This window comes from Collimonas rhizosphaerae (assembly GCF_038896935.1).
Taxonomy (GTDB): Bacteria; Pseudomonadota; Gammaproteobacteria; order Burkholderiales; family Burkholderiaceae_D; genus Collimonas; species Collimonas rhizosphaerae.
The window spans coordinates 52977-73072 of record NZ_JBANDC010000022.1 but is presented as its reverse complement, the minus strand read 5'-3'; the positions used below and the strand labels follow the sequence as shown (position 1 = coordinate 73072).

Sequence of the window (20096 nt, the reverse complement as noted above, 5' to 3'; positions counted from 1 at the left end):
GGCGGCCCTAGGCCAGGGCGGCCGGCAATTCGTTTTTCAGGAAATCGACGAATGCCCTGACCGCCGGCGCCAGGCCGCGGCGCGATGGAAACAGCACCACAAGGTTGCCGGCCTTGGGCCGCCATTCCGGCAGCACCGTTTGCAGCGTGCCGGCAGCCAGTTCGGCGCTGCACGCATAGCGTGGCAAGGTGGCGACGCCCATGCCGGCCAGCGCTGCCTGCATCAGGATGGATAAATTGTCGCTCTGCAGCCGGAGTTTGCCGATTGCCGCCTGATGCTGGGTATCGCCCGGTCCCAGCAATCGCCAAGCGATGTCGTCGTCGCTCAACGGTGCGTAATATAAGGCGTCGGCAGCCGCCAGTGCCGGCAGCTCGTCGATCGGGCCGTTACGCGTGAGATATTGCGGGCTGGCTACCAGCACCCAGTGCACCGAGCAAAGGCTGCTCTGCACCAGGCTCGATGATTCCAGCTGGGCGCCTATGCCACGCACCACCACATCAATGTTTTCTTCGATCAGGTCGATCTGGCGATTGCTGGCCTGGACCATCAGGCGCACCTTGGGGAATTGCTGCATGAAGCGCGGCAGCAGGCGCGGCAAGGCAATGTCCGCGATCGCCATCGGCAGGCTGACGCGCACGGTGCCGACGGGTTCGTCCAGGCGCTTGCGGACCGCATCTTCTCCAGCGTGGGCCTCGGCGATCATGGCGGCGCAATGGCGGTAGAGCTCCTGGCCGGCCTCGGTCAGGCTCATGCGGCGCGAAGTGCGTTGCAGCAGGCGCGCACCCAGGCGCGCTTCCAGTTGCGAGATGCGGCGCGAAATGCGCGATTTCGGAATCCCCAGCGCATCGCCGGCCGCGGTAAAGCCGTGCCGCTCCACCACCTGGGCAAACAGATAAAGATCATTCAGGTCGATCGCTAGAGGATTCATGGAAGTGGGCGCTTTGCTATTTTTATCGTTCCGCCAGTGAAACGATAAGTTGTTATTTTGCGCCTTTAAGAACCATCGTTGCAAGCGCATTATGGATTCCAGGCGAGGAAAGTAACCCACCTCTTACCAAAACCGTTTCCATCCACAGGAGAATCACATGAAACACAGCAAACTTATCCAGGCTGGCGCCATCGCTGCCTTGGCTTTCTCGCTATTCGCCGCTAACGTTGCCGCCGCCCCAGTTGCTGCGGCCGCCACCAATATCCAGGGCGGCAATGCCTATCTCGCCCCGCAATCGCGCGACGACACCGTGCTGCTGCTGGTCGATCACCAGGTCGGTTTGTTCACCGGCGTGCGCGACATGCCCGTCGCCGAGCTCAGGCACAATGTGGTGGCGCTGGCCAAGGCGGCGCAGGCATTGGGCGTGCCCGTGATCATGACGGCCACCATGCCGGATGGCATGTGGGGGCCGACCATTCCGGAACTGCGCGCAGCCTTGCCTGGCGTGCCGGTGATCAACCGCACGGTGGTCAATGCCTGGGAAGATCCGCAGGTGCAGGCTGCGATCCGTAAAACCGGACGCAAGCAAATCCTGATCGCCGGCGTTTCGCTGGAAGTCTGCGCAACCTTCCCGGCCTTGTCCGCCAAGGCTGCCGGCTACGATGCGCGCGTGGTGCTGGATGCATCAGGCACATTCAACGACGCCAAGCGCACGGTCGGTCTGCAACGGCTGGCTGGCGCCGGCGTGCCGGTGACCGACTATGCGACGGCGGCGGTGGAAATGCTGAGGGATAACACCGATCCGAAGGCGCAGGATGTCTACGCAGCGCTGGACATGCCGTTCGCCGGCCTGGTCTGGCAATTGCACAGTGCGTTCGGCAAGCAATAAGACAGCGGTCATTAATCCAACAGGAGAATTCACATGAACCAGAGAGCATCTGTCTCGCCGGCCGTGGCCGGACATGAAATGCGCATCGGCCAGGGTTTCAACGCCAGGCATTTTGCGGAGAACGATTTCCAGGGGATGATCGATCCGGTCATCATGCTGGATCACTTCCACATGACAACGCCTACCTTCGAACCGCATCCGCACGCCGGCATCTCGGCGGTGACTTACGTGTTTGAAGATTCCGCCAGCCCGCACCACAACTACGATTCGCTCGGCAACCGGGGGCCGATCCATGCCGGCGACCTGCACTGGTTTGTCGCCGGGCGCGGCGCAGTGCATACCGAGCAGCCGGAAGGCGACAGCCCGCATGTGCATGCCTTGCAGATTTTCGTGAATCTGCCTGCCGCCCAGAAAATGATCGATCCGCATGCAACGCATGTGGATGCGGCCGATGTGCCCGTGTTCCAGGCCCCGGGCGTACGGGTGAGGGTGGTGACCGGAGAGTCGCAGGGCTTGCGCTCACCGGCGCGGTTGCCACAGCCGTTCACGCTGCTGGATGGTTTTCTGGAAGCCGGCGGCACCTTTGAACATGCCATTCCGGCCGGCTGGAACGCCATGGTCTACGCGGTGCAGGGAACGCTCAGCCTGAGCGTGGACGCTTTTGCCTGCACCCAGCCGTTGGCGGAAGGCCGCGCGCTAGGGGCAACCGAGGCAAGCGCCGTCAGGCTGACAGCGCCGGATGCCGCCCACTTCGTGATTTTGTCGGGCCCGGCGCTGAGAGAGCCCATGGTCAAGCATGGGCCGCTGGCGATGAACAGCATTGAGCAGATGGACGATCGTTTGTCAGCGTATCGACGTGGTGAATTCGGCCAATTGGCAATGCCAGCCAGCCGTGCCGGCAATCCTTCTGTGGTAGACGATGCGCCGTGAGATGCATTGCAAAAAATCGACGAAGGAACGGACCTTGGCCAGCTGGTTGAGGCGCTCCGGGAGAGCGCGTAAATGCAGCCCAGGCGGCTGCCGGTTAACGCGCAAGCTCAGCCGCGTCCCTGCCGGCGTGAAGCCGAGGCAGGGACGTCGGTGAAGCGCCTGGCTGGGCTGTACTACTCTGCCGTAGTCGGGTCAATTATCGAGGTGACTTCCGAGACACGGTTCGCAGGGAAGCCCCCTTGCTGCGCATGTTCCCGGACCAGCTCTTCATTCGCCGCGATGTAGACGCAGTAGATCTTGTCGCCGGTAACATAACTCTGGAGCCATTGAATCTGCGGCCCCATCTTGTTCAGCACACCGCACGACTTCTGCGAAATGGCCTGGAGTTCTTGTGACGACAACTTCCCGGCTCCAGGAATTTCACGCTCAATTACATACTTTGGCATAGCAGTCTCCTCAGGATGATTTCTGAGCGAGTACCACACTCGCGGGCCCCGCTCGTTACACGCGCCATGACACCTTATATTTATACACCACGCCGCCGGTCGGGATCGTTGAAATTTTCAGAACATGCCAATGAGCAATAACTGTTTGGTTCGTTGTGAAACCATTGGATTAAATGTCCGATTCGCGGATTGATTGGATGGTCGCTCCTGGACCTGTCAGGGCTTCACGAACCGATAGGCGAAGCGATCGGTCTCGCCCTTGATCGACGGATCGAACACCTTGATCGAGTGCAGATCGCCATTGTTCGCGAGCATGGTGCTCTCCGCGTCCAGTACGAAACCGGCCGCCTCCACCTCCTCGCGAACGGATGCAGGCTCAATCCGATGCAGCGACTGGGCGTCGCTCGTGCCCGCCCCGACGGCGGCGGCGTGGTCTACGATGACGTAGGACCCGCCGGGCTTCAGCCGCTCGTAGACGGCTCGATTGAAGTGGGCCGCCGTTGCGCCCCTGGCCTGCATCAGCTCGGTGTGGAGATCGTGGTAGAACAGGTGCAACCACAGGACGTCCGCAGGTTGCGTGGCCGTCGGCATCGCCACGAGGTCCGCGGAGACGGCTTCGACGTTCTCTCGGCCCGGCTTCTTCGCGAGCGTCCGCATGCGGCCTAGCGGATCGTTCTTGAAGTTGGCGACTTCGGCCGGCACGAAGCTATAGACCCGTCCTCGGGGTCCCACGATGTCGGAGAAGAGACGGGTCCAGTCGCCGTCGCCTGGGTAAACATCGATGACGGTAGAGCCCGCAACAACTCGTGCGAACTGGATCAACTCGGATAGTTTGGATTGTTCGTACATCGGGAATCTCCGTTACGGTTGGGTATAGTATAGGTAATTGCAGCGACATCTGCGATCGCGATCCATCAGTCGAACTTGACCAGGTCCTTAAAGATCAATTGACACCAGCTATTTCCGCGCCCCTGCACAAGCAGTCCACCTTCCGAAAGCCCGCCAGGTTTGATCGGCGAGAAACCGAGATTTTCCGCAAGCGCACCAATCTCCGTTGCTGCGCCGTCACGGGAGCGCGCCGGGGTCAGACCTGCGCCATGCCTCCATCGACGGCGAGATCCACACCGGTGATGTAAGAACTTTCATCGGAGGCGAGGAACGCGACTGCTGCCGCGATTTCCTCGGGCATGCCTCTGCGGCCCATTGGGATCTGCGTGGTGAATTGTGCGACTGCTTGCTCGGCCTGTTCAGCGGTAAGGCCCGTCGTCGTCGCCAAGGCCGGGGTGTCGATTGCTCCGGGACTCATACTATTTACGCGGATCTTGCGGTCTTTCAATTCCAAAGCCCAGCCGCGCGCGAAGTTGCGCACAGCCGCCTTACTCGCGGCGTAAGCAGTAAATCCTGGAAGCCCGAGGACGTTTGAGACCGAAGAGTTCAGGATAATCGAACCGCCGTCCTTGAAGAGGGGAAGGGCCTTCTGTACCGTAAAGAACATTCCCTTCACGTTCACGTCGAAGGTCTGGTCAAAATGGGCCTCAGTAGCTACCGCGAGCGGTGCGATTGTCCCTGCGCCCGCGTTCGCGAAGAGAACGTCGATGTGACCATGTTTCTCTTTCACGACGGCATAGAGCCGGTCCAGATCTTCCAAGCGCGACACGTCGCCCACGACCGTCGTAACGTTTCTCTTGATGGAGGCGGCGGCCTCCTTCAGCTCTTTCTCTCGTCGCCCAGTGATCACGACGTGCGCACCTTCTTCCACGAAGCGCTTGGCTGTGGCCAAGCCAATCCCGCTGCTTCCGCCCGTGATAACTGCAACCTTGCCTTCTAATTTTTTCACAATCTTTCACCTTTCGTATGTGCTGTAAGGCAGCGCCGCTGTTCCCATTGGTACAAAGGCGCTGTATCATTTGGATCACAGATCCAGATCCTGATTCGCAGCATCCGAACCAGTGATCCAATTATACGGATCAGCGATCCGTTTGTCAAGGAGCCCCATGCGAGCCGACGCCAAAAAAAATTACAGCCATTTACTTGCAGTCGCGCACGACGTTGTCGCCAAGCACGGTGTCGACGCGTCCATGCGAGATATCGCCCGCCGGGCTGACGTCGGGTTGGCTACACTGCTGCGTCATTTCCCGACGCGAGAAGCCTTGTTTGAAGCGTTGTTGTGTACGAATCTGGACGAACTGACGCAGAAGGCAGACGAACTCGAAACGTCGAATTCACCTGCCGAAGCGCTCGTGTCTTGGTTTAGCGAATGGATGGCATTCGCCCAAAGCTATAGGGGCGTCGTCGCCCTGATGGCGGCCGCCCACGCGAACCCGGACTCCGCTCTTTATGCTTCATGCGCAGCGGTGCACTCAGCGAGCGCGCGACTACTGCTCCGCGCTCAGGCCGAAGGAACGGCACGCACCGATATGAATGGGGACGACCTGTTCGGCCTGATGGCGGCGCTCGGCTGGCTCGTCGACCTACCGTCATTCGCGCCACGGGCCGATCATCTCGTTCACATTGTCACTAGCGCCATCCTGCCAAATCGGTCGAGCAGCAATGTCAAAAAGGGAACATGTTGAATCAGTTCGGCATCGGATGGCCATTGCCGAGACGTTGAGCGAGCGAGTGTGCAATGCAGGGCGATCAACGGGCCCGTTTGAGAATCGCGGAGACCAACAGCCCGTCCTACGTTTTGTCGCGCGCACGCGGCATTCAGGCGATTGGGGCCGTGTGGAAGACTGATCCCGAACCGTGGACAGAGCTGCGTGTTATTCCGCATCATCACCGGGCGGTTTGAACAGATCGTCAAGGGGATTCGGTTTCTTTTCGGTGCGCGCGACACCGCGACGGCCTGTGAATTCTTCTTCTATGTTGTCGCGGTAATAGCTCCAGGCCGAACCCGATGTCGACAGCCGGCGCCAGACCTCGTTTCCAACACCTGAATAATCTATTGCGCTCCCATCTTCGAACTCAACCCGCAGCGTACGCTCTCGCGGGTCATATCCGATAGCACGCAGTTTGCCGGCATTGATGCGTTTCATCTCCATGACTGCCTCCTGTACATAGCGGTTGTTTTTAGCGGTTAAATTCACTGCTCAACTTTCTGGGCCACCTGGACAATCCGTTCCCGCACTACCCGGATCGCCTGCTTGAGGGCATAGACGTCCTGGAAGTACCGTTGCGGAATGCGTATCTGGCTAGCGTTCGCATCGATGTTTTCGATATCGTCGCGCCACTGCGCAATTTGTTCTTTGCCGGGTTGCCTGGTGCTCCAGATTTCATCTTCCAGCGACTTGATCTCGCGGTACCAGACCACCAGCCGGTTTTTCATGCGCGCTTCAACCATGCGCGGCAGCGCCTGCAGCAGGCCGAACAGCAGCGCCATGAAGGGCAGCAGGATCAGCAGGCGCCGCTCGATGAAGCTGGCTAGCCAGAACGGCAGGTAGCGTTGCAGGAAGGGGCGGCCGGATTTGAAATAGCGCGTGCTTTCGTCGGAAATCGGGAAATCGTCGGTATTGAGGTTGGGGAAGGTGCCGCGCGGGGTGAAATAGTCTTCGCGGGCGTGGGCCGTATTGGCGGCTTCCAGCAGCAGGTAGGCCAGCGCCGGATGCAGGGTGTCCTTGGACACCAGCAGCGCGGTCGCGGCCAGCAAGGTGACGTCGGCTTGCGGCAGGTCGTTGGCGACGCTGGTCGAGGCGCGCGGGAAGATGATCTTGGAGAGCGAAGGGAATTTCAGCACCAGGGCGTCGGCCTGGGCGAAGCTCATCAGCTTCAGGTCGCTGTTGAGCAGCATCTGCTGCATGGCTGCATCTGGCCTGCCGATAAAGAAGGCGGCGTCCAGCTGGCCGTTTTCAAGGTTCTGGTAAGCCTGGTAGGCGTCCATTTCCAGCAGTTTGGCGTTGTCGGCCGTGATGCCGCTGTGGCCGAGCAGGGTGCGCGAGACTTTCAGCAGGCCGCTGCCGGGAACGCCGATGGAAATCCGCTTGCCCTTCAATTGCGCCAGGCGGTTGACGATGGCGTCGCCGCGGTAAAACACCCAGATCGGCTCGTATGAGATGGCGGCGATGGTTTGCAGCTGGTCGTTCTCGGACGGGGTGGTGGTGCCGGACTGGATGAAGCCGACTTCGTATTCGCTCTCGGGATCTTTCAGCCGCTGGTAGTTTTCCACCGAGCCGGAAGAACTGCGGATATCCAGCGTGATGCCTTCGCGCTTCAGGAGCGGCGCATAGCGTTCGGCGAAGCCGTTGTAGATGCCTTTGTCGGCGCCGGCGGTGATGACAATCGTGCGCTGGGTGGCCGGCTTGAGGATGGTCACCAGGGCCCAGCCCAGCACGGCGATGGCCACGACCGCGCCGGTGATCAGGAGCCGCAGGCGTTGTGCGGTCATCGGCGCTTTTTGTATGCGGTGCAGTGCTGGATTGTGTCTCGGCATGGTGTCTATATGGGACGCACTTGGTCGGGCAACTCGGAAACCGCATTTTTACAGGAGCCTGCGCTCCAGCACACATTACACCTTCTTGACGAACTCCGATTTCAGGCTCATGGCGCCGAAGCCGTCGATCTTGCAGTCGATGTCATGGTCGCTGTCCACCAGGCGGATATTCTTCACCTTGGTGCCGACCTTGACCACGCCGCCCGAGCCTTTCAGTTTCAGGTCCTTGATCACCGTCACCGTGTCGCCGTCCTGCAAGACGTTGCCGACCGCATCGCGATACACCTTGGCGCCGTCTGCGCCGGACTCGGCCGCAGCCTGCGCCGACCATTCATGGGCGCATTCAGGACAGATGTAGAGGCCGCCGTCTTCGTAGGTGAATTCGGAATTGCATTGGGGACATGCGGGCAAGGTGCTCATGGTGTTGTCTTTCAGGTAAGGCAAAATGTTAAAAGTGAGACAGTATACTGCCTGCCGGTTATCAGGCCCTAAGCCTGGCCGGCAAAATATTCGGCATACACCTGCACCACCCAGTCGACAAACACCTTGACCCGGGGCGACAGCTGGTGATGGGACGGATACAGCGCCAGCACCGGCAGCTCGGGGCAGGTGCGGTCGCTCAGCACCGCCACCAGCCGGCCGCTCCGCAGGTATTGCTCGACCCGGAAGCGCGGCACCTGGATCAGGCCGAATCCCAGCAGCGCGCATTGCGCGTAGCTGTCGGCGTTGTCGACTGCTATCCAGCTGCCGGCCTTGTATTCTTCTACCTGGCCGTCACGCATGAGAGTGAATGGATACTGGATATTGTGGTTGCGCGTGAAAAAGCCGACCGCCTGGTGTGCCGCCAGGTCTTCCGGCACCAGGGGAGTGCCCCAGCGCTCCAGGTAATCCGGGCTGGCGCAGATGACCTCCGGCAGCGAAGCCAGCCGCCTTGCTATCAGCGAGGAATCCTTGGGCACCCCGACCCGCACCACGCAGTCGATGCCTTCGCCCACCAGGTCGACCAGCCGGTCGCCGCTGCTGATCGCTATGTTCAGGCGCGGATAACGTTCACGGAATTCGGCTAGCCGCGGCAGGATGATCTGGGTAGCGTGGGTGCCGTGCAGGCCCAGGCGCAGCACGCCGCCGGGGTTGGCCGCGCTGGTGTCGAGCGAGGCTTCGGCGTCTTCGACGTCGGCCAGGATCCGGCAGCAGCGCTCATAGAATGCGCGGCCGTCCAGGGTCGGCTTGACGTTGCGCGTGGTCCGCTCCAGCAGCCGCGCTCCCAGCCGCCGTTCCAGTTCCTTCATGGCGTGGGTGGCGGTGGCGCGAGGGATTTCCAGCACACCGGCCGCTTTGGTGAAACTGCCCAGGTCGACGATATGGGTGAAGAGACGCATTGCTTCAAGTCTGTCCATGGAGGCAATTGTTGTCTTTGATTGGATGATGCGAGCAATTTTTACTTATTTGTCTAAATTTGTCCAACGTCAACAGCATATTCAATGGCGTCGGCGACAATAACCCGCCAGTTTGACACTGCACTGTTGCTTGATTAACGTAACAACCATTCCATTAACCAAGACATCGAGACCAACCATGACCCGTTTTCTTTCCAAATGTGCGGCCGCCTGCGCTTTTACCTTAGTCCTCTGTACCAGCGGCTCCGCGGCGCTAGCGCAATCCGCGCCGGCGCCGGCGACCAAGGAAGGGGATTTTGTCATACGCGATTTCAAATTCCGTTCCGGTGAAACGCTGCCCGCGCTGAAGCTGCACTACACCACGCTGGGAACGCCAAAACGCGATGCGGACGGCCATGTGAGCAATGCGGTGATCGTCATGCACGGCACCGGCGGCGATGGCCATCAATTCTTGCGGCCGCAATTCGCCGACGTCTTGTTTGCCCCGGGCGGCTTGCTCGATCCGGCCAAGATGTACGTCATCCTGCCCGACGGCATCGGCCATGGAAAATCCTCAAAACCCAGCGACGGCTTGCATGCGCGTTTTCCCAAATACGATTATGACGACATGGTCGCCGCGCAATATGCCTTGGTCACGCAAGGCCTGGGCGTGGATCATTTGCGGCTGGTGATGGGAACCTCGATGGGTTGCATGCATTCTTTTGTGTGGGGCGAAACCTATCCCGCGTTCATGGATGCGCTGATGCCGCTGGCTTGCCAGCCGGTGCCGATCGCCGGCCGCAACCGCGCCTGGCGCAAGATGCTGATCGATGGCATCACCAGCGATCCGGCGTGGCAGGGCGGCGATTACAAGACCCAGCCGCAGCAGGGCTTGCGCACAGCGGCAGACTTGCTGCTGATCGCCGGCAGCGCGCCGCACCAGCAGCAAAAAGATTATCCGACGCGCGACGCCGCGGATGCCTACGTCACCGAGCATGTGAAAAAAGACCTGGCCACGCTCGACGCCAACGATTTGCTGTACCAGGTCAGCGCATCGCGCAACTACGATCCGTCCGCCAACCTGGACAAGATCACGGCGCCGCTCATGTGGATCAACTCCGCCGACGATTTCATCAACCCGCCGGAAACCAACATCGCCGAAGCGCAGGTCAAAAAAATCAAGAACGGCCGTTACGTATTGATCCCCATCAGCGATAAAACCTACGGCCACGGCACGCATACGCGCGCAGCCGTGTGGCAATCCTATCTGGCTGAACTATTGAAAGAGTCGGCTAAAAAATAGATATCCACGCCAGCGGGATTGGCTGCCTGCTAAAGCCCGGCCACGGACAGGCGCGCGACCAGCAGGTCGATGACCGCGCGCACCCGGCGCGGGATTCGGCCTTGCGGCCACACGATATGGATCGGCAAGCCGGGCATTGCGACATCATCCAGCACCACCTCTAGCTGGCCGCTGTCGACCAGGCTGCCGATTTGCCACAGCGGGGCCATGCACAGGCCCAGGCCGAGCGTCGCCGCGCGATGCCGCGCCAGCGCGCTGTCGGAACTGAACCTGCCGCGCACCATGACGCTGCCAGAACTGAAGGTCCAGTTTTCCTGTTGCTGGGCATTGCGCCGCAGAATGCAGTCATGTTGCAGCAAGTCGCCGGGCTTGCCGGGGCGGCCGCGGCGCGCCAGGTAGCCGGGAGCGCCGGCAACTACCCGGCGCAGCACGCCGAGTTTCCTGGCTTTCAGGTCCGGCTGCTTGAGGTGGCCGATCCTGATGGCCAGGTCCAGGCCTTCCTTTGCAAGATCGACATGCCGGTCCGACAACGCCAGTTCGATGGCGATTCCGGGTTGCCGCTCGATGAAACCGGCCAGCACCGGCATCAGGAAATCGGGGCCGAACAATGTTGACGCGCCAATCCTGACCGGGCCGCTAAGTTGCGCGGCATCGTCCTGCACTTCGGCATGGGCGTCGCTGATGTCGGCCAGCACGGTGCGCAGGCGCGATGCAAATGTCAAGCCGGCCGGCGTCGGGTCGCAGCGGCGCGTGCTGCGCGTCACCAGCGTCAGTCCCAGCTCGTCTTCCAGGCTCTTCAAGGAGATGCTGACAGCCTGCACAGAGCGTCCGAGGCGCCTGGCAGCGGCCGTCAGGCTGCCTTCGTCGACCACGGCGACAAAAGCGGCGTAATCCTGGATCGAGGTGATTTTCATTGAAAATATGAAAGTGATTATCCGATTATGGTAATTATCAATCAAAATCGGAAAGCCTATACTCCATCCATCGTTTTAAGGAGAAAGATATGGCAGCTGATCGTGTGGATTCTGTCGTGCAGTATGGCCCGCCGCTGATGCTGGCGGACGCGAAGGCGGTGGCGCAGGCGGCGGAGGATTATGCCCGCGAGCGTGGCTGGCCGATGGTGATCGCGGTGGTGGACAGCGCCTGCCAGCTGCTGCTTTTGCATCGCATGGACCAAGCCCAGCTAGGCAGCATCAGGGTCAGCCTGCAGAAAGCCGAAACCGCGGTGGCTTTCCGCCGGCCTACGGCCGTTTTCCAGGACGCGCTGGGGCAAGGCGGCAGCCATCTGCGGCTGCTGGCGATGGATAACCTGATGCCGCTCGAGGGCGGCCTGCCGCTGCTGTGCAACGGCGCCGTGGCCGGCGGCATAGGCGTGTCCGGCATGCAGTCGGATCAGGATGCGCTGGTCGCCTTGGCCGGCGCCGCAGCGCTTACAGCAGCGCAGCGCCAACCAGTCCGCTGATCACGCCGACCAGCATGGTCAACAAGGCTACCGCCACCAGCACCCTGGCATCGAAATCCCTGCGCAGCATCAGCAGCGACGGCAGGCTGATGCTCGGCAGGGTCATCAGCAGCGCCACTGCCGGCGCGGTGCCGAGGCCCAGCGACATCATGGTCTGCACGATAGGGATTTCAGCCGCGGTCGGGATCACGAACAGGGTGCCGGCGATGGCCAGCGGCACCAGCCACAGCAGGCTGTTGCCCATCGCGCCGTCGACATGCGGAAACAGCCAGACCCGCGCCGCGCCCAGCACCAGCACCGCCAGCACATACACCGGGATCGTGCTCCAGAACAGTTGCCAGATGGTGCGGGCCCAGCGTCCCAGGAAATCTGCACGCGCAGGTGCACTGGCTTCGATTACCGCCTCTGCTGCCGCCGCCGGAATTTCTTCGGGGCGGGAAATGCGCTGCGCGATCATCGACACGCCCAGCACCAGCACCAGGCCGGCTACCAGGCGCAGGGCGGTGAAGCCCCAGCCAAGCACAAAACCCATGAACACCAGCGTCGCCGGGTTCAGCACCGGATTGGCGATCCAGAACGCCAGCGCCGCGCCCACCGAGACTTGCTGGCGGCGCATGCCCGCCACTACCGGAGCGGCGCAGCAGGAACACATCATGCCGGGCAAGGCGAACAGGCCGCCGCGCAGCACCGAGCCGAAGCCGGCGCGGCCGAACAGGCGCAGCAGCCAGTCGCGCGGTATCAGCACCTGCAGCAGCGAACCCAGGATCACCGCCAATACCGCGGCTTTCCAGATCGCCAGGAAATACACCTTGGCGTAGGCCAGCGCGGCGGCGACGGGTGCGCCTTGCTTATCGTCGAGGATCGAGGCGCCGATGCTGTGCTTGTCGGCGGCCAGGAACGATTTGAGATAGTAGGGCGACCATTTGACGTAGTACAGGCCGACCACGGCAACCAGCAGGAACAATGCCGGTTTCCACCAGAACGACCAACCCCTGGCGCTGGATGGGGGGGATAGAGTGTGCATGGAAATACATCCTGTAGAAATGACAACGCATCATAACCCGGCGCAGCGGGGCGGATTTGATCCGCAGCGGCAGATTATAAGCGGGATCGGGGCGCGCCGGACAGTTCGCTGGCACCTCAGCCGTCCTTGTCCCGTGGCGTATCGGGCATCTGGTCGCGCGCGACCGAGAAACAGATATAGGCTATTCCAGCAGAAAAGACAGCCAGTACATACGCCAGCCGTTTTCCATGCCACAGGCTGGACAGCCAGCGGTTGAAATCGGCGATCAATCTTCCCGAGGTTCCGCCATACAGTTCGATGTCGCGGCGGTAAGCCTTGGAATCGCCCGGGTCGACGGCATAAACGCCTCCGCCCACCACCTGGTAGCTGAGGGCGGCGCTTTCCCGTTCAGCGGCGGCGCGATAGATCAGGCCGGCGGACAACAATCCCACCAGCAGGACCGCCGCGGCTATCAGGTACAGGGACAGCTGGAGACTTGTGTGTTTGCCGTGCATAGGCTGTCCAGTCAGGGCGCCGGGGTTTGTTCCGGCCCGATGTATTTCCTCATCCGCGTCACCGGCACCTGGATGCCGCCTGGCAGGTCGAGCGCGAACCTTTCGATGACGGCGAAGCCGGACGCCAGGTACAGCGGTTCGCCAGGCAGCGTGGCGACCAGTTCCAGCGCGCTGAAGCCGTTGCGCAGCGCCTCACTGGTGCAATGCCGCATCAGCCGGCTGCCGAGGCCGCGGCGCTCCATGCCGGGATCGACAAAAAAAGCGCGTATGCGGGCGGCTTCGCGCGACGGATCGAGCAGGGGATCCGCGCCGCTCTTCGCCCGGTCGCCGCCGAACAGGGTGCGCCGCTTGCTCCAGCCGCCGCAGGCCACGGCCTTGCCGGCATCCTCGATCACGAAATAGGTCTGGTCGGCGATCAGCTGCGTGTCTACGCCAAACACATGACGCGTGACGGCTGCCGCCTGCGCATCCGAATAGAAGCCGGCGCTGAGGCCGATGCCGGAGCGGGCAATCAGCGCTTCCAGCACCGGCACGTCGGCCATCTGCGCGGGACGCAGGCTAAGGGCCGATGCGCGGCCGGCGGCGACGGGAGCCTGGGGTTGCATGAGCTATCGTGCTCCTCAGGATTTGAGCCGGTACCCGGTCTTGAAGATCCAGGCCACGATCGCCAGGAACACCGCCAGGAACATCACCGTCATCGCCAGGCTGATCGTGATGTTCACGTCCGCGGTGCCGTAGAAGCTCCAGCGGAAGCCGCTGATCAGGTAGACCACCGGGTTGAACAGGCTGATCGTGTGCCACACCGGCGGCAGCATCTTGATCGAGTAAAAGCTGCCGCCGAGGAAAGTCAGCGGCGTGATGATCAGCAGCGGCACCAGCTGCAGTTTTTCGAAATTGTCGGCCCAGATGCCGATGATGAAGCCGAACAGGCTGAAGGTGATGGCGGTCAGCAGCAGGAACAGGATCATCCAGAGCGGATGTTCGATATGCAGCGGAACGAACAATCCTGCCGTGGCCAGGATGATCAGGCCGAGCAGTATCGACTTGCTGGCGGCGGCGCCGACGTAGCTGATCACGATCTCTCGATAGGAAACCGGCGCCGACAGCAGCTCGTAGATGGTGCCGGTGAATTTGGGGAAGTAGATGCCGAACGAGGCGTTCGAGATGCTTTGCGTGAGCAGCGACAGCATCACCAGCCCCGGCACGATGAAGGCGCCGTAGCTGACGCCGTCGACCTGGGCGATGCGCGAGCCGATGGCGGCGCCGAACACGACGAAATACAGCGATGTCGAAATCACCGGGGCGATGATGCTTTGCAGCAGGGTACGCCAGGTGCGCGCCATTTCGAACTTGTAGATGGCGCGGATTGCATGGAAATTCATTGTCCGTCCTTGATCAGGTTGACGAAAATATTCTCTAGGGAACTTTGCGTGGTCTGGATATCCTTGAACTGGATGCCTTGGGCGCTGAGGGCGTTGAGCAGCGAAATGATGGTCACCCGTTCGCCGTCGTTCTCATAGGTATAGACCAGCTGGCTGCCATCGCTGGACAGGCTCAGCTGGTAGGCCGCAAGTTCAGGCGGAACCTGCGCCAGCGGCTGCTCCAGCTGCAGCGTCAGCAGCTTCTTGCCGAGCTTGTGCATCAGTTCTTTCTTGTCCTCGATGAGGATGATCTCGCCCTTGTTGATCACCCCGATGCGGTCGGCCATGTCTTCCGCCTCCTCGATGTAATGGGTGGTCAGGATGATGGTGACCCCGCTTTCCCGCAGCGAACGCACCAGCTGCCACATGTCGTGGCGCAGGTTGACGTCGACGCCGGCGGTCGGCTCGTCGAGGAACAGGATCTGCGGTTCGTGCGACAGCGCCTTGGCGATCAGCACCCGGCGCTTCATGCCGCCGGACAAGGTCATGATCTTGTTGTCCTTCTTGTCCCACAGGGACAAATCCTTGAGCACTTTTTCGATGTGGGCGGGATTGGCCCGCTTGCCGAACAGGCCGCGGCTGAAGGACACCGTCGCCCACACCGTTTCGAAGGCGTCGGTGGTCAGTTCCTGCGGCACCAGGCCGATCAGGGAGCGGGCCGCGCGGAAATCGGCGCCGATGTCGTGGCCGTCGACCCGCACCGAGCCCTCGGAGATGTTGAGGATGCCGCAGATGCAGCTGATCAGGGTGGTCTTGCCGGCGCCGTTCGGACCCAGCAGCGCCAGGATCTCGCCGCGGCGGATCTCCAGGTTGACGTTGTTGAGGGCACGGTGGCCGGAAGCGTAGGTTTTCGAGACGTTTGCTACAGAAATGATATTTTGCATGAGCCGTTCGATCGTAATAAGTGCAGGTGTGCCTTGCCGTGCATTCTAATCCTGAATGGAAAATTAATTTTGGCGGAGGCCGTTCTCGAAGGCGTCGATCAGTTTGATCAGGTTCTCCATGCGCGATTGCTCCTGCGGCGTCGTCGCGCGGTTCCACAGGAGGTCGAATTCCGCCACCAGCTGGCGGTACTCGGTTTCGCTGACAGGTGCTGCGTCTGTTTCTTTCTCAAACATAGGTTTATCCCGACAAGTAGGAAACACCGGGGCTACGGCGTTTCACTGATTGGTGCGCCGGAGCGTCATGCAGGCACGGCGCTCTCCATGGTTTTGGTGCGCAAGAGCAGGGCGCCCAGACCGGCGCCCAGGCCGGCGAAACAGGCGCCGACCAGGAACGCAGCCTGGTAGCCGCTGTTGAGCGCACCCACCGGCTCGGCGCCGGCCGCCAGCAGGTTCTCGGTATGCAATGCCGCCAGGCTGGCCAGCACGGCGAGGCCAAGCGCGCCGCCCATCATGAACGAGGTGTTGACCACGCCCGAAGCCAGCCCGGATTCGGATGGCGCAACGTCGCTCATGGCCGCCAGCAGCACCGGATTGAAGGCAACGCCGGCGCCCAGGCCGAGCAGGATCATGCCCGGCAATACATCGGCGACGAAGTGGCCGTCGACCGGGGCGCGCGCGAACAGCAGCAGGCCGCAGGCTGCCAGCAGCAAGCCCACCGCCAGCGGCCGCCGGATGCCGAAGCGCATCACCAGCCTGGCCGAGATGCCGAGGGAAAAGACGGCCATGATCAGGTTGGCCGGCAGGAAAGCCAGCCCGACCTGCAACGGCTTGTAGCCGAGCACCAGCTGCAGGTACAGCGCGGACAGGAAGAACCAGGCGAACATCGCCGCCGCCCACAGCACGCCCACCACATTGGCGACCGCCACATTACGCAGCTGGAACAGGCGCAGCGGCATCAGCGGCACCCGCACCCGCGTTTCGATCACCAGGAAAGCCGCCAGCAGTACCGCGGCAACCGCGAGCTGGCCCAGCGTGCGCGGCGAGGCCCAGCCGGCTTCGTTGCCGTTGACGATGGCATACACGGCGAGCATCAGCGCGGCGGTGACGGTAACCGCGCCGAACACGTCCAGGTGCTTCGATTGCGCCTGGCTATGCACGGCCGGCAGCAGCCGCAATGACAGGGCAATGACGGCGATGCCGATCGGCAGGTTGACCAGGAAAATCCAGTGCCAGCTCAGGGTATCGGTCAGCAGGCCGCCCAGCATCGCGCCCAGGCTGCCGCCGCCGGCGCAGACGAAACCGTAGACTCCCATCGCCTTGGCCCGTTCGGCCGCCTCGGTGAACAAGTCCATGATCAGCGACAGCGCTACCGACGTCACCACGGCGCCGGCCAGCCCTTGCACGGCGCGCGCCGCCAGCAGGAAACCCTGGGTGGTGGAGAGGCCGCAAGCCAGCGAGGCCAGGGTAAACAATGCGATGCCGATCAGGAACAGGCGCCGGTGCCCGTACAGGTCGCCGAGCCGGCCGCCGAGCAGCAGGAAACCGCCGAAAGTCAGCATGTAGGCGTTCACCACCCAGGCCAGCGAGGTGTCGGAGAACTTCAGGTCAGTCTTGATGGACGGCAGCGCCACGTTCACGATGGTAGTGTCGAGCACGATCATCAGCACGCCCAGGCACAGCACGATCAGGGCCAGGCCGCGGCGGTCGCGGGTTGCAGCATGGGTAGGATTTTCGGTCATGTCGGTCTTTCCAAGGATGATGGACTTTGCACGAGGGGGCAATCGAGCCGCAAGATTCAGGGGGCCTCGATACCTAGTCGAACGGAAGTCGCCGAAATCGACAGGCGGGCAAAAACTGCCCGGCCGGATTGCCGTTTGAATAACTTGGTTCTTTTTAAATTCAGGCGGCGCGCAGCCGCCTGTGCTGCAAAAACTGTAACGGGATCCGGTACAAGCCGGTGTCAGGCAAGGCGCATGTTTATCGCTGATGCGTCAGCTGTGATCGCCGTCGCGGAGGTGGGCTGCGATGGCGGGGTTTGCATTCGGATCGAATCCGCAGGTTGCGGAAGATTTCAGGAAATGATTTTACGCACGACATCACCATCGGCAAGGTTGTGCCGCTCGTCTTTGTGCCAAGGCGGTGCGCCAAGGCGGTGCGCCCAAGGCAGGATTGACGGAAACGGCGTTACGGAACACATTATCGCCTGGCGGAAGGATTGCTCCCATCGCAAACGAACGAGAAAGTATAAACATGCGGCAAAAACTCCGCAAGTTCTTCCAGTCTTGATGCTTGCCCTTGGTTTTTTCGGGCCAGACGGTCCAGGCAGGCGCCTCGGCCGGGCAAAACAAAAAAGAATGACTATCTAAGGACGTAACCTGCACATGGAAATATTCCCGCTGACCACCGAGAGATTGATATTAAGAAGGTTCACCCAGCATGACCTGCCGGCATTTTCAGGCTACCGCAATCAACCCGAGGTAGCCCGCTACCAGAGCTGGTCGTCGTTCTCGGCGGCGGACGCGTCGGCTTTTCTTGAGCAGCAGCGCGAGCTGGCGTTCGATGCCGACCAGACCTGGTTTCAGATTGCAGTAGAACGCAAGGAAGACGCGGTGCTGGCGGGAGACGTAGCGGTGCATTTCTTCGACGGCGGCCGGCAAGCCGAGCTCGGCGTGACTTTCGATTCCAGCTGCCAACGCCAGGGCTACGCCACCGAAGCCCTGTCCAGGGTTATCGGCTTGTTGTTTGACGATCTGAAGAAACACCGGATTGTCGCCACCGTGAATGCGCGGAATGCAAGCGTGGTGCGCCTCCTTGAGAAGCAAGGATTCCGGCGCGAAGCGCATTATCGGGAAAATATTTTCTTCAAGGGCGCCTGGTCCGATGAATACAGCTTCGCCCTCCTAAAACACGAATGGAAGGCCGGTTAAAACAAGATGTCAAATTGCCCCGGTATCTTTTAGTGTTAAAGACTACACTTCCCGCTTCTTCTAAAGCACGGTAATGAAATGAGTTGCATGCTTCGAATTTTTGGTGAAATGCTTGACGTCGATTCTTTGCTATCGCAACAGGACCTTCTTGTCTCTATACCAGAAGTGGTCGCTCATCATCAGTACGCTGCCGCCCAGAAGCTGGTTGTAGCCTGTATGTCACGGTTTTAAACAAAGCGAGAAATCGAACGACTTAGTGGGCAACTATGGAAACTAATGAAGACCAAGAACTAAGTGAATCAGAGAAAATAACCCGTTTTGGCTGCGGTGCTCTATTTGGCATTTTTTTAGGAATTTTCCTCGTCTTTGAGCTTGTGCTGTCGTCGTTTGGATGGGCTGCCGCTGTGATAGTGCTTTCTATACTTATATGCGGGACTCTAGCGTTGAAGTATGGCGATGAATTTTGGTATTCATTGAAAAATTGGGATTGGTGGCGCTGAGTTGAGGCTGGCAAAAAGATAAAAGTTACCAGATGTGGCATGAAAGAAATGGCCGAAACTACCCGTGTAGGGCGTAATAGATTCTATGGTTTTGGTCAAGCTTTTATGGAAACGAAGTGCGGGTCGAAGCTTGATCCGTTCTTCGTCAAGATGTAAGCGATGCGCAGGATTTTGCGCGCAATGATCATGATGGCCGCAGTGGAAGCCCACCCGAGCTGGCGATAGTGGGCATAGGTAGGTGCCCAAATCGGTGATTTTGCTGCTGCCATTGCCGCATTGAACAAGAGCCGTCGACCTTCCGACGGACCGCGCTTGGACAGACGCCGCCGTCCCCGCTTTTGGCCGGAGTCGCAAGGACGTGGATCCATGCCGACAAATGCTACAGCGGCATCGCTGTTTTTGAATTTGACCCGATCCAATAAATTGGCCAGCCAGGCGCTGGTTAAGGGCCCGACACCGGCGATAGATTTCAAGCGCTCAATTTGTTCGGCGCGCTGTGGAATTGCATTATTCAACGCAGCAATTTCGCAGTCGATATGCTTGAGTAATTCGGTGAAGCCGGCGATCAACTTTGTGGCCTTGGCGTTCAGTGAGGGCACGCCATCGCAGCTCAGGCGAAGAGCGGTCTTCAAGGAGACGATTTTGGCCCACCGCTTGAGCAATTGATCCATGGCCCTCTGTTCTGGCGTGGCTGGTTCATAGGCGCGCAGATGCGCCACTTCGTGCGCTACATACCGAGCAATCATCTGCGCATCCACCCGGTCAGTCTTGGCTCGCATGCCGATGCCTTTGGCATAGTGCCAGGTATCTTTCGGATTGAGAACAAAGACAGAGAAACCCATCTTCACTGCTAAATCTGCCAGATCCTGGTGATAGAGACTAGTGGCCTCCATCGCAATGTGTGTACTTGGCGGCAAAGTGTTAAGAAATTTCCGTAGTGCCGGCAAAGCATTTGCCACCGTCTGCACTGGAAAGCTGTTTTGTGAACAGGCAAGGACGACTTCTGCCTTTGCGACATCAACACCAATAAACAGGGGGGATTGCATGAATGCCTCCTTATGGCTAGAGTGAGAATTGTCGGAGTGG

General features: G+C 60.5%; 24 protein-coding genes and 1 pseudogene. 7 read left to right on the top strand and 18 right to left on the bottom strand.

Annotated elements, in window-relative coordinates; genetic code table 11:
- Positions 1-7: 7 nt before the first annotated feature.
- Positions 8-928, bottom strand: coding sequence for a LysR substrate-binding domain-containing protein (locus V8G57_RS23235; RefSeq protein WP_342831396.1), 921 nt, complete (start codon positions 926-928; stop codon positions 8-10).
- A gap of 157 nt (positions 929-1085) precedes the next feature.
- Here V8G57_RS23235 and V8G57_RS23230 point away from each other — a divergent pair, with 157 nt between their 5' ends.
- Both V8G57_RS23230 and V8G57_RS23225 read left to right on the top strand, forming a co-directional pair.
- Complete coding sequence (locus tag V8G57_RS23230) at positions 1086-1817, top strand: isochorismatase family protein (protein ID WP_342831395.1); 732 nt, start codon at positions 1086-1088, stop codon at positions 1815-1817.
- Positions 1818-1850: 33 nt separating this feature from the next.
- A complete protein-coding gene (locus V8G57_RS23225) occupies positions 1851-2747 on the top strand; it encodes a pirin family protein (RefSeq protein ID WP_342831394.1) in 897 nt (298 codons plus the stop codon).
- Positions 2748-2920: 173 nt separating this feature from the next.
- Here the strand turns inward: V8G57_RS23225 and V8G57_RS23220 are convergent, their stop codons facing one another.
- The 4 genes and pseudogenes from V8G57_RS23220 to V8G57_RS23205 all read right to left on the bottom strand — a co-directional run bounded on the left by V8G57_RS23220 (position 2921) and on the right by V8G57_RS23205 (position 5030).
- Positions 2921-3193 (bottom strand): DUF4242 domain-containing protein, encoded by a 273-nt coding sequence (locus V8G57_RS23220; protein ID WP_092393200.1) that lies wholly within the window; start codon positions 3191-3193, stop codon positions 2921-2923.
- A 216-nt stretch (positions 3194-3409) separates the two neighbouring features.
- Positions 3410-4042: a class I SAM-dependent methyltransferase gene (locus tag V8G57_RS23215; RefSeq protein WP_342831392.1), complete on the bottom strand. Its 633-nt coding sequence runs from the start codon at positions 4040-4042 to the stop codon at positions 3410-3412.
- A gap of 65 nt (positions 4043-4107) precedes the next feature.
- Positions 4108-4272, bottom strand: a pseudogene (locus tag V8G57_RS23210) (NADP oxidoreductase coenzyme); the annotation flags it as partial.
- A 5-nt stretch (positions 4273-4277) separates the two neighbouring features.
- A complete protein-coding gene (locus V8G57_RS23205) occupies positions 4278-5030 on the bottom strand; it encodes an SDR family NAD(P)-dependent oxidoreductase (protein WP_342831391.1) in 753 nt (250 codons plus the stop codon).
- 157 nt (positions 5031-5187) lie between these two features.
- Here V8G57_RS23205 and V8G57_RS23200 point away from each other — a divergent pair, with 157 nt between their 5' ends.
- Positions 5188-5766, top strand: coding sequence for a TetR/AcrR family transcriptional regulator (locus tag V8G57_RS23200; RefSeq protein WP_342831390.1), 579 nt, complete (start codon positions 5188-5190; stop codon positions 5764-5766).
- Between the two features lie 189 nt (positions 5767-5955).
- Here the strand turns inward: V8G57_RS23200 and V8G57_RS23195 are convergent, their stop codons facing one another.
- The 4 genes from V8G57_RS23195 to V8G57_RS23180 form a co-directional block, all read right to left on the bottom strand.
- Positions 5956-6234, bottom strand: a complete 279-nt coding sequence (locus tag V8G57_RS23195) for a KTSC domain-containing protein (RefSeq protein ID WP_342831389.1) — start codon at positions 6232-6234, stop codon at positions 5956-5958.
- A 41-nt stretch (positions 6235-6275) separates the two neighbouring features.
- Positions 6276-7574, bottom strand: a complete 1299-nt coding sequence (locus V8G57_RS23190; protein WP_342831388.1) for a TAXI family TRAP transporter solute-binding subunit — start codon at positions 7572-7574, stop codon at positions 6276-6278.
- Between the two features lie 120 nt (positions 7575-7694).
- Positions 7695-8039, bottom strand: a complete 345-nt coding sequence (locus V8G57_RS23185; protein WP_092393574.1) for a zinc ribbon domain-containing protein YjdM — start codon at positions 8037-8039, stop codon at positions 7695-7697.
- Positions 8040-8107: 68 nt separating this feature from the next.
- Complete coding sequence (locus V8G57_RS23180) at positions 8108-9016, bottom strand: LysR family transcriptional regulator (RefSeq protein ID WP_092393247.1); 909 nt, start codon at positions 9014-9016, stop codon at positions 8108-8110.
- Positions 9017-9194: 178 nt separating this feature from the next.
- Here V8G57_RS23180 and V8G57_RS23175 point away from each other — a divergent pair, with 178 nt between their 5' ends.
- On the top strand, positions 9195-10298 hold the full coding sequence (locus tag V8G57_RS23175) for an alpha/beta fold hydrolase (protein ID WP_342831387.1): 1104 nt from the start codon (positions 9195-9197) through the stop codon (positions 10296-10298).
- A gap of 29 nt (positions 10299-10327) precedes the next feature.
- Here V8G57_RS23175 and V8G57_RS23170 read toward each other — a convergent pair whose 3' ends face one another.
- Positions 10328-11212 carry a LysR family transcriptional regulator gene (locus tag V8G57_RS23170; RefSeq protein WP_342831386.1) on the bottom strand — a complete coding sequence of 295 codons (885 nt, stop codon included), beginning with the start codon at positions 11210-11212 and terminating at the stop codon, positions 10328-10330.
- Between the two features lie 89 nt (positions 11213-11301).
- Here V8G57_RS23170 and V8G57_RS23165 point away from each other — a divergent pair, with 89 nt between their 5' ends.
- A complete protein-coding gene (locus V8G57_RS23165) occupies positions 11302-11760 on the top strand; it encodes a GlcG/HbpS family heme-binding protein (protein ID WP_342831384.1) in 459 nt (152 codons plus the stop codon).
- Here V8G57_RS23165 and V8G57_RS23160 read toward each other — a convergent pair.
- The 7 genes from V8G57_RS23160 to V8G57_RS23130 all read right to left on the bottom strand — a co-directional run bounded on the left by V8G57_RS23160 (position 11729) and on the right by V8G57_RS23130 (position 17322).
- Positions 11729-12784: a permease gene (locus tag V8G57_RS23160; RefSeq protein ID WP_342831383.1), complete on the bottom strand. Its 1056-nt coding sequence runs from the start codon at positions 12782-12784 to the stop codon at positions 11729-11731. The two genes, V8G57_RS23165 and V8G57_RS23160, sit on opposite strands and share 32 nt — an antisense overlap.
- Positions 12785-12900: 116 nt before the next feature.
- Entirely contained in the window at positions 12901-13278 is a 378-nt protein-coding gene (locus V8G57_RS23155) for a hypothetical protein (protein ID WP_342831382.1), read from the bottom strand.
- A gap of 11 nt (positions 13279-13289) precedes the next feature.
- Positions 13290-13883 (bottom strand): GNAT family N-acetyltransferase, encoded by a 594-nt coding sequence (locus V8G57_RS23150; protein ID WP_342831381.1) that lies wholly within the window; start codon positions 13881-13883, stop codon positions 13290-13292.
- A 15-nt stretch (positions 13884-13898) separates the two neighbouring features.
- Positions 13899-14660: an ABC transporter permease gene (locus V8G57_RS23145; RefSeq protein ID WP_092393268.1), complete on the bottom strand. Its 762-nt coding sequence runs from the start codon at positions 14658-14660 to the stop codon at positions 13899-13901.
- On the bottom strand, positions 14657-15583 hold the full coding sequence (locus V8G57_RS23140; RefSeq protein ID WP_342831380.1) for an ABC transporter ATP-binding protein: 927 nt from the start codon (positions 15581-15583) through the stop codon (positions 14657-14659). Before V8G57_RS23140 ends, V8G57_RS23145 begins: the two co-directional genes overlap by 4 nt.
- Positions 15584-15646: 63 nt before the next feature.
- Positions 15647-15817 carry a hypothetical protein gene (locus tag V8G57_RS23135; protein ID WP_175500868.1) on the bottom strand — a complete coding sequence of 57 codons (171 nt, stop codon included), beginning with the start codon at positions 15815-15817 and terminating at the stop codon, positions 15647-15649.
- 65 nt (positions 15818-15882) lie between these two features.
- The gene (locus tag V8G57_RS23130) at positions 15883-17322 is read right to left on the bottom strand and encodes a DHA2 family efflux MFS transporter permease subunit (protein WP_342831379.1); all 1440 of its coding nucleotides are present in this window, start codon (positions 17320-17322) and stop codon (positions 15883-15885) included.
- Between the two features lie 642 nt (positions 17323-17964).
- Here V8G57_RS23130 and V8G57_RS23125 point away from each other — a divergent pair.
- Positions 17965-18510 carry a GNAT family N-acetyltransferase gene (locus V8G57_RS23125; protein WP_342831378.1) on the top strand — a complete coding sequence of 182 codons (546 nt, stop codon included), beginning with the start codon at positions 17965-17967 and terminating at the stop codon, positions 18508-18510.
- Between the two features lie 266 nt (positions 18511-18776).
- Positions 18777-19010, top strand: coding sequence for a hypothetical protein (locus tag V8G57_RS23120; RefSeq protein WP_139219983.1), 234 nt, complete (start codon positions 18777-18779; stop codon positions 19008-19010).
- A 95-nt stretch (positions 19011-19105) separates the two neighbouring features.
- Here V8G57_RS23120 and V8G57_RS23115 read toward each other — a convergent pair whose 3' ends face one another.
- Complete coding sequence (locus V8G57_RS23115) at positions 19106-20056, bottom strand: IS110 family RNA-guided transposase (protein WP_342831377.1); 951 nt, start codon at positions 20054-20056, stop codon at positions 19106-19108.
- Between the last annotated feature and the right edge of the window lie 40 nt (positions 20057-20096).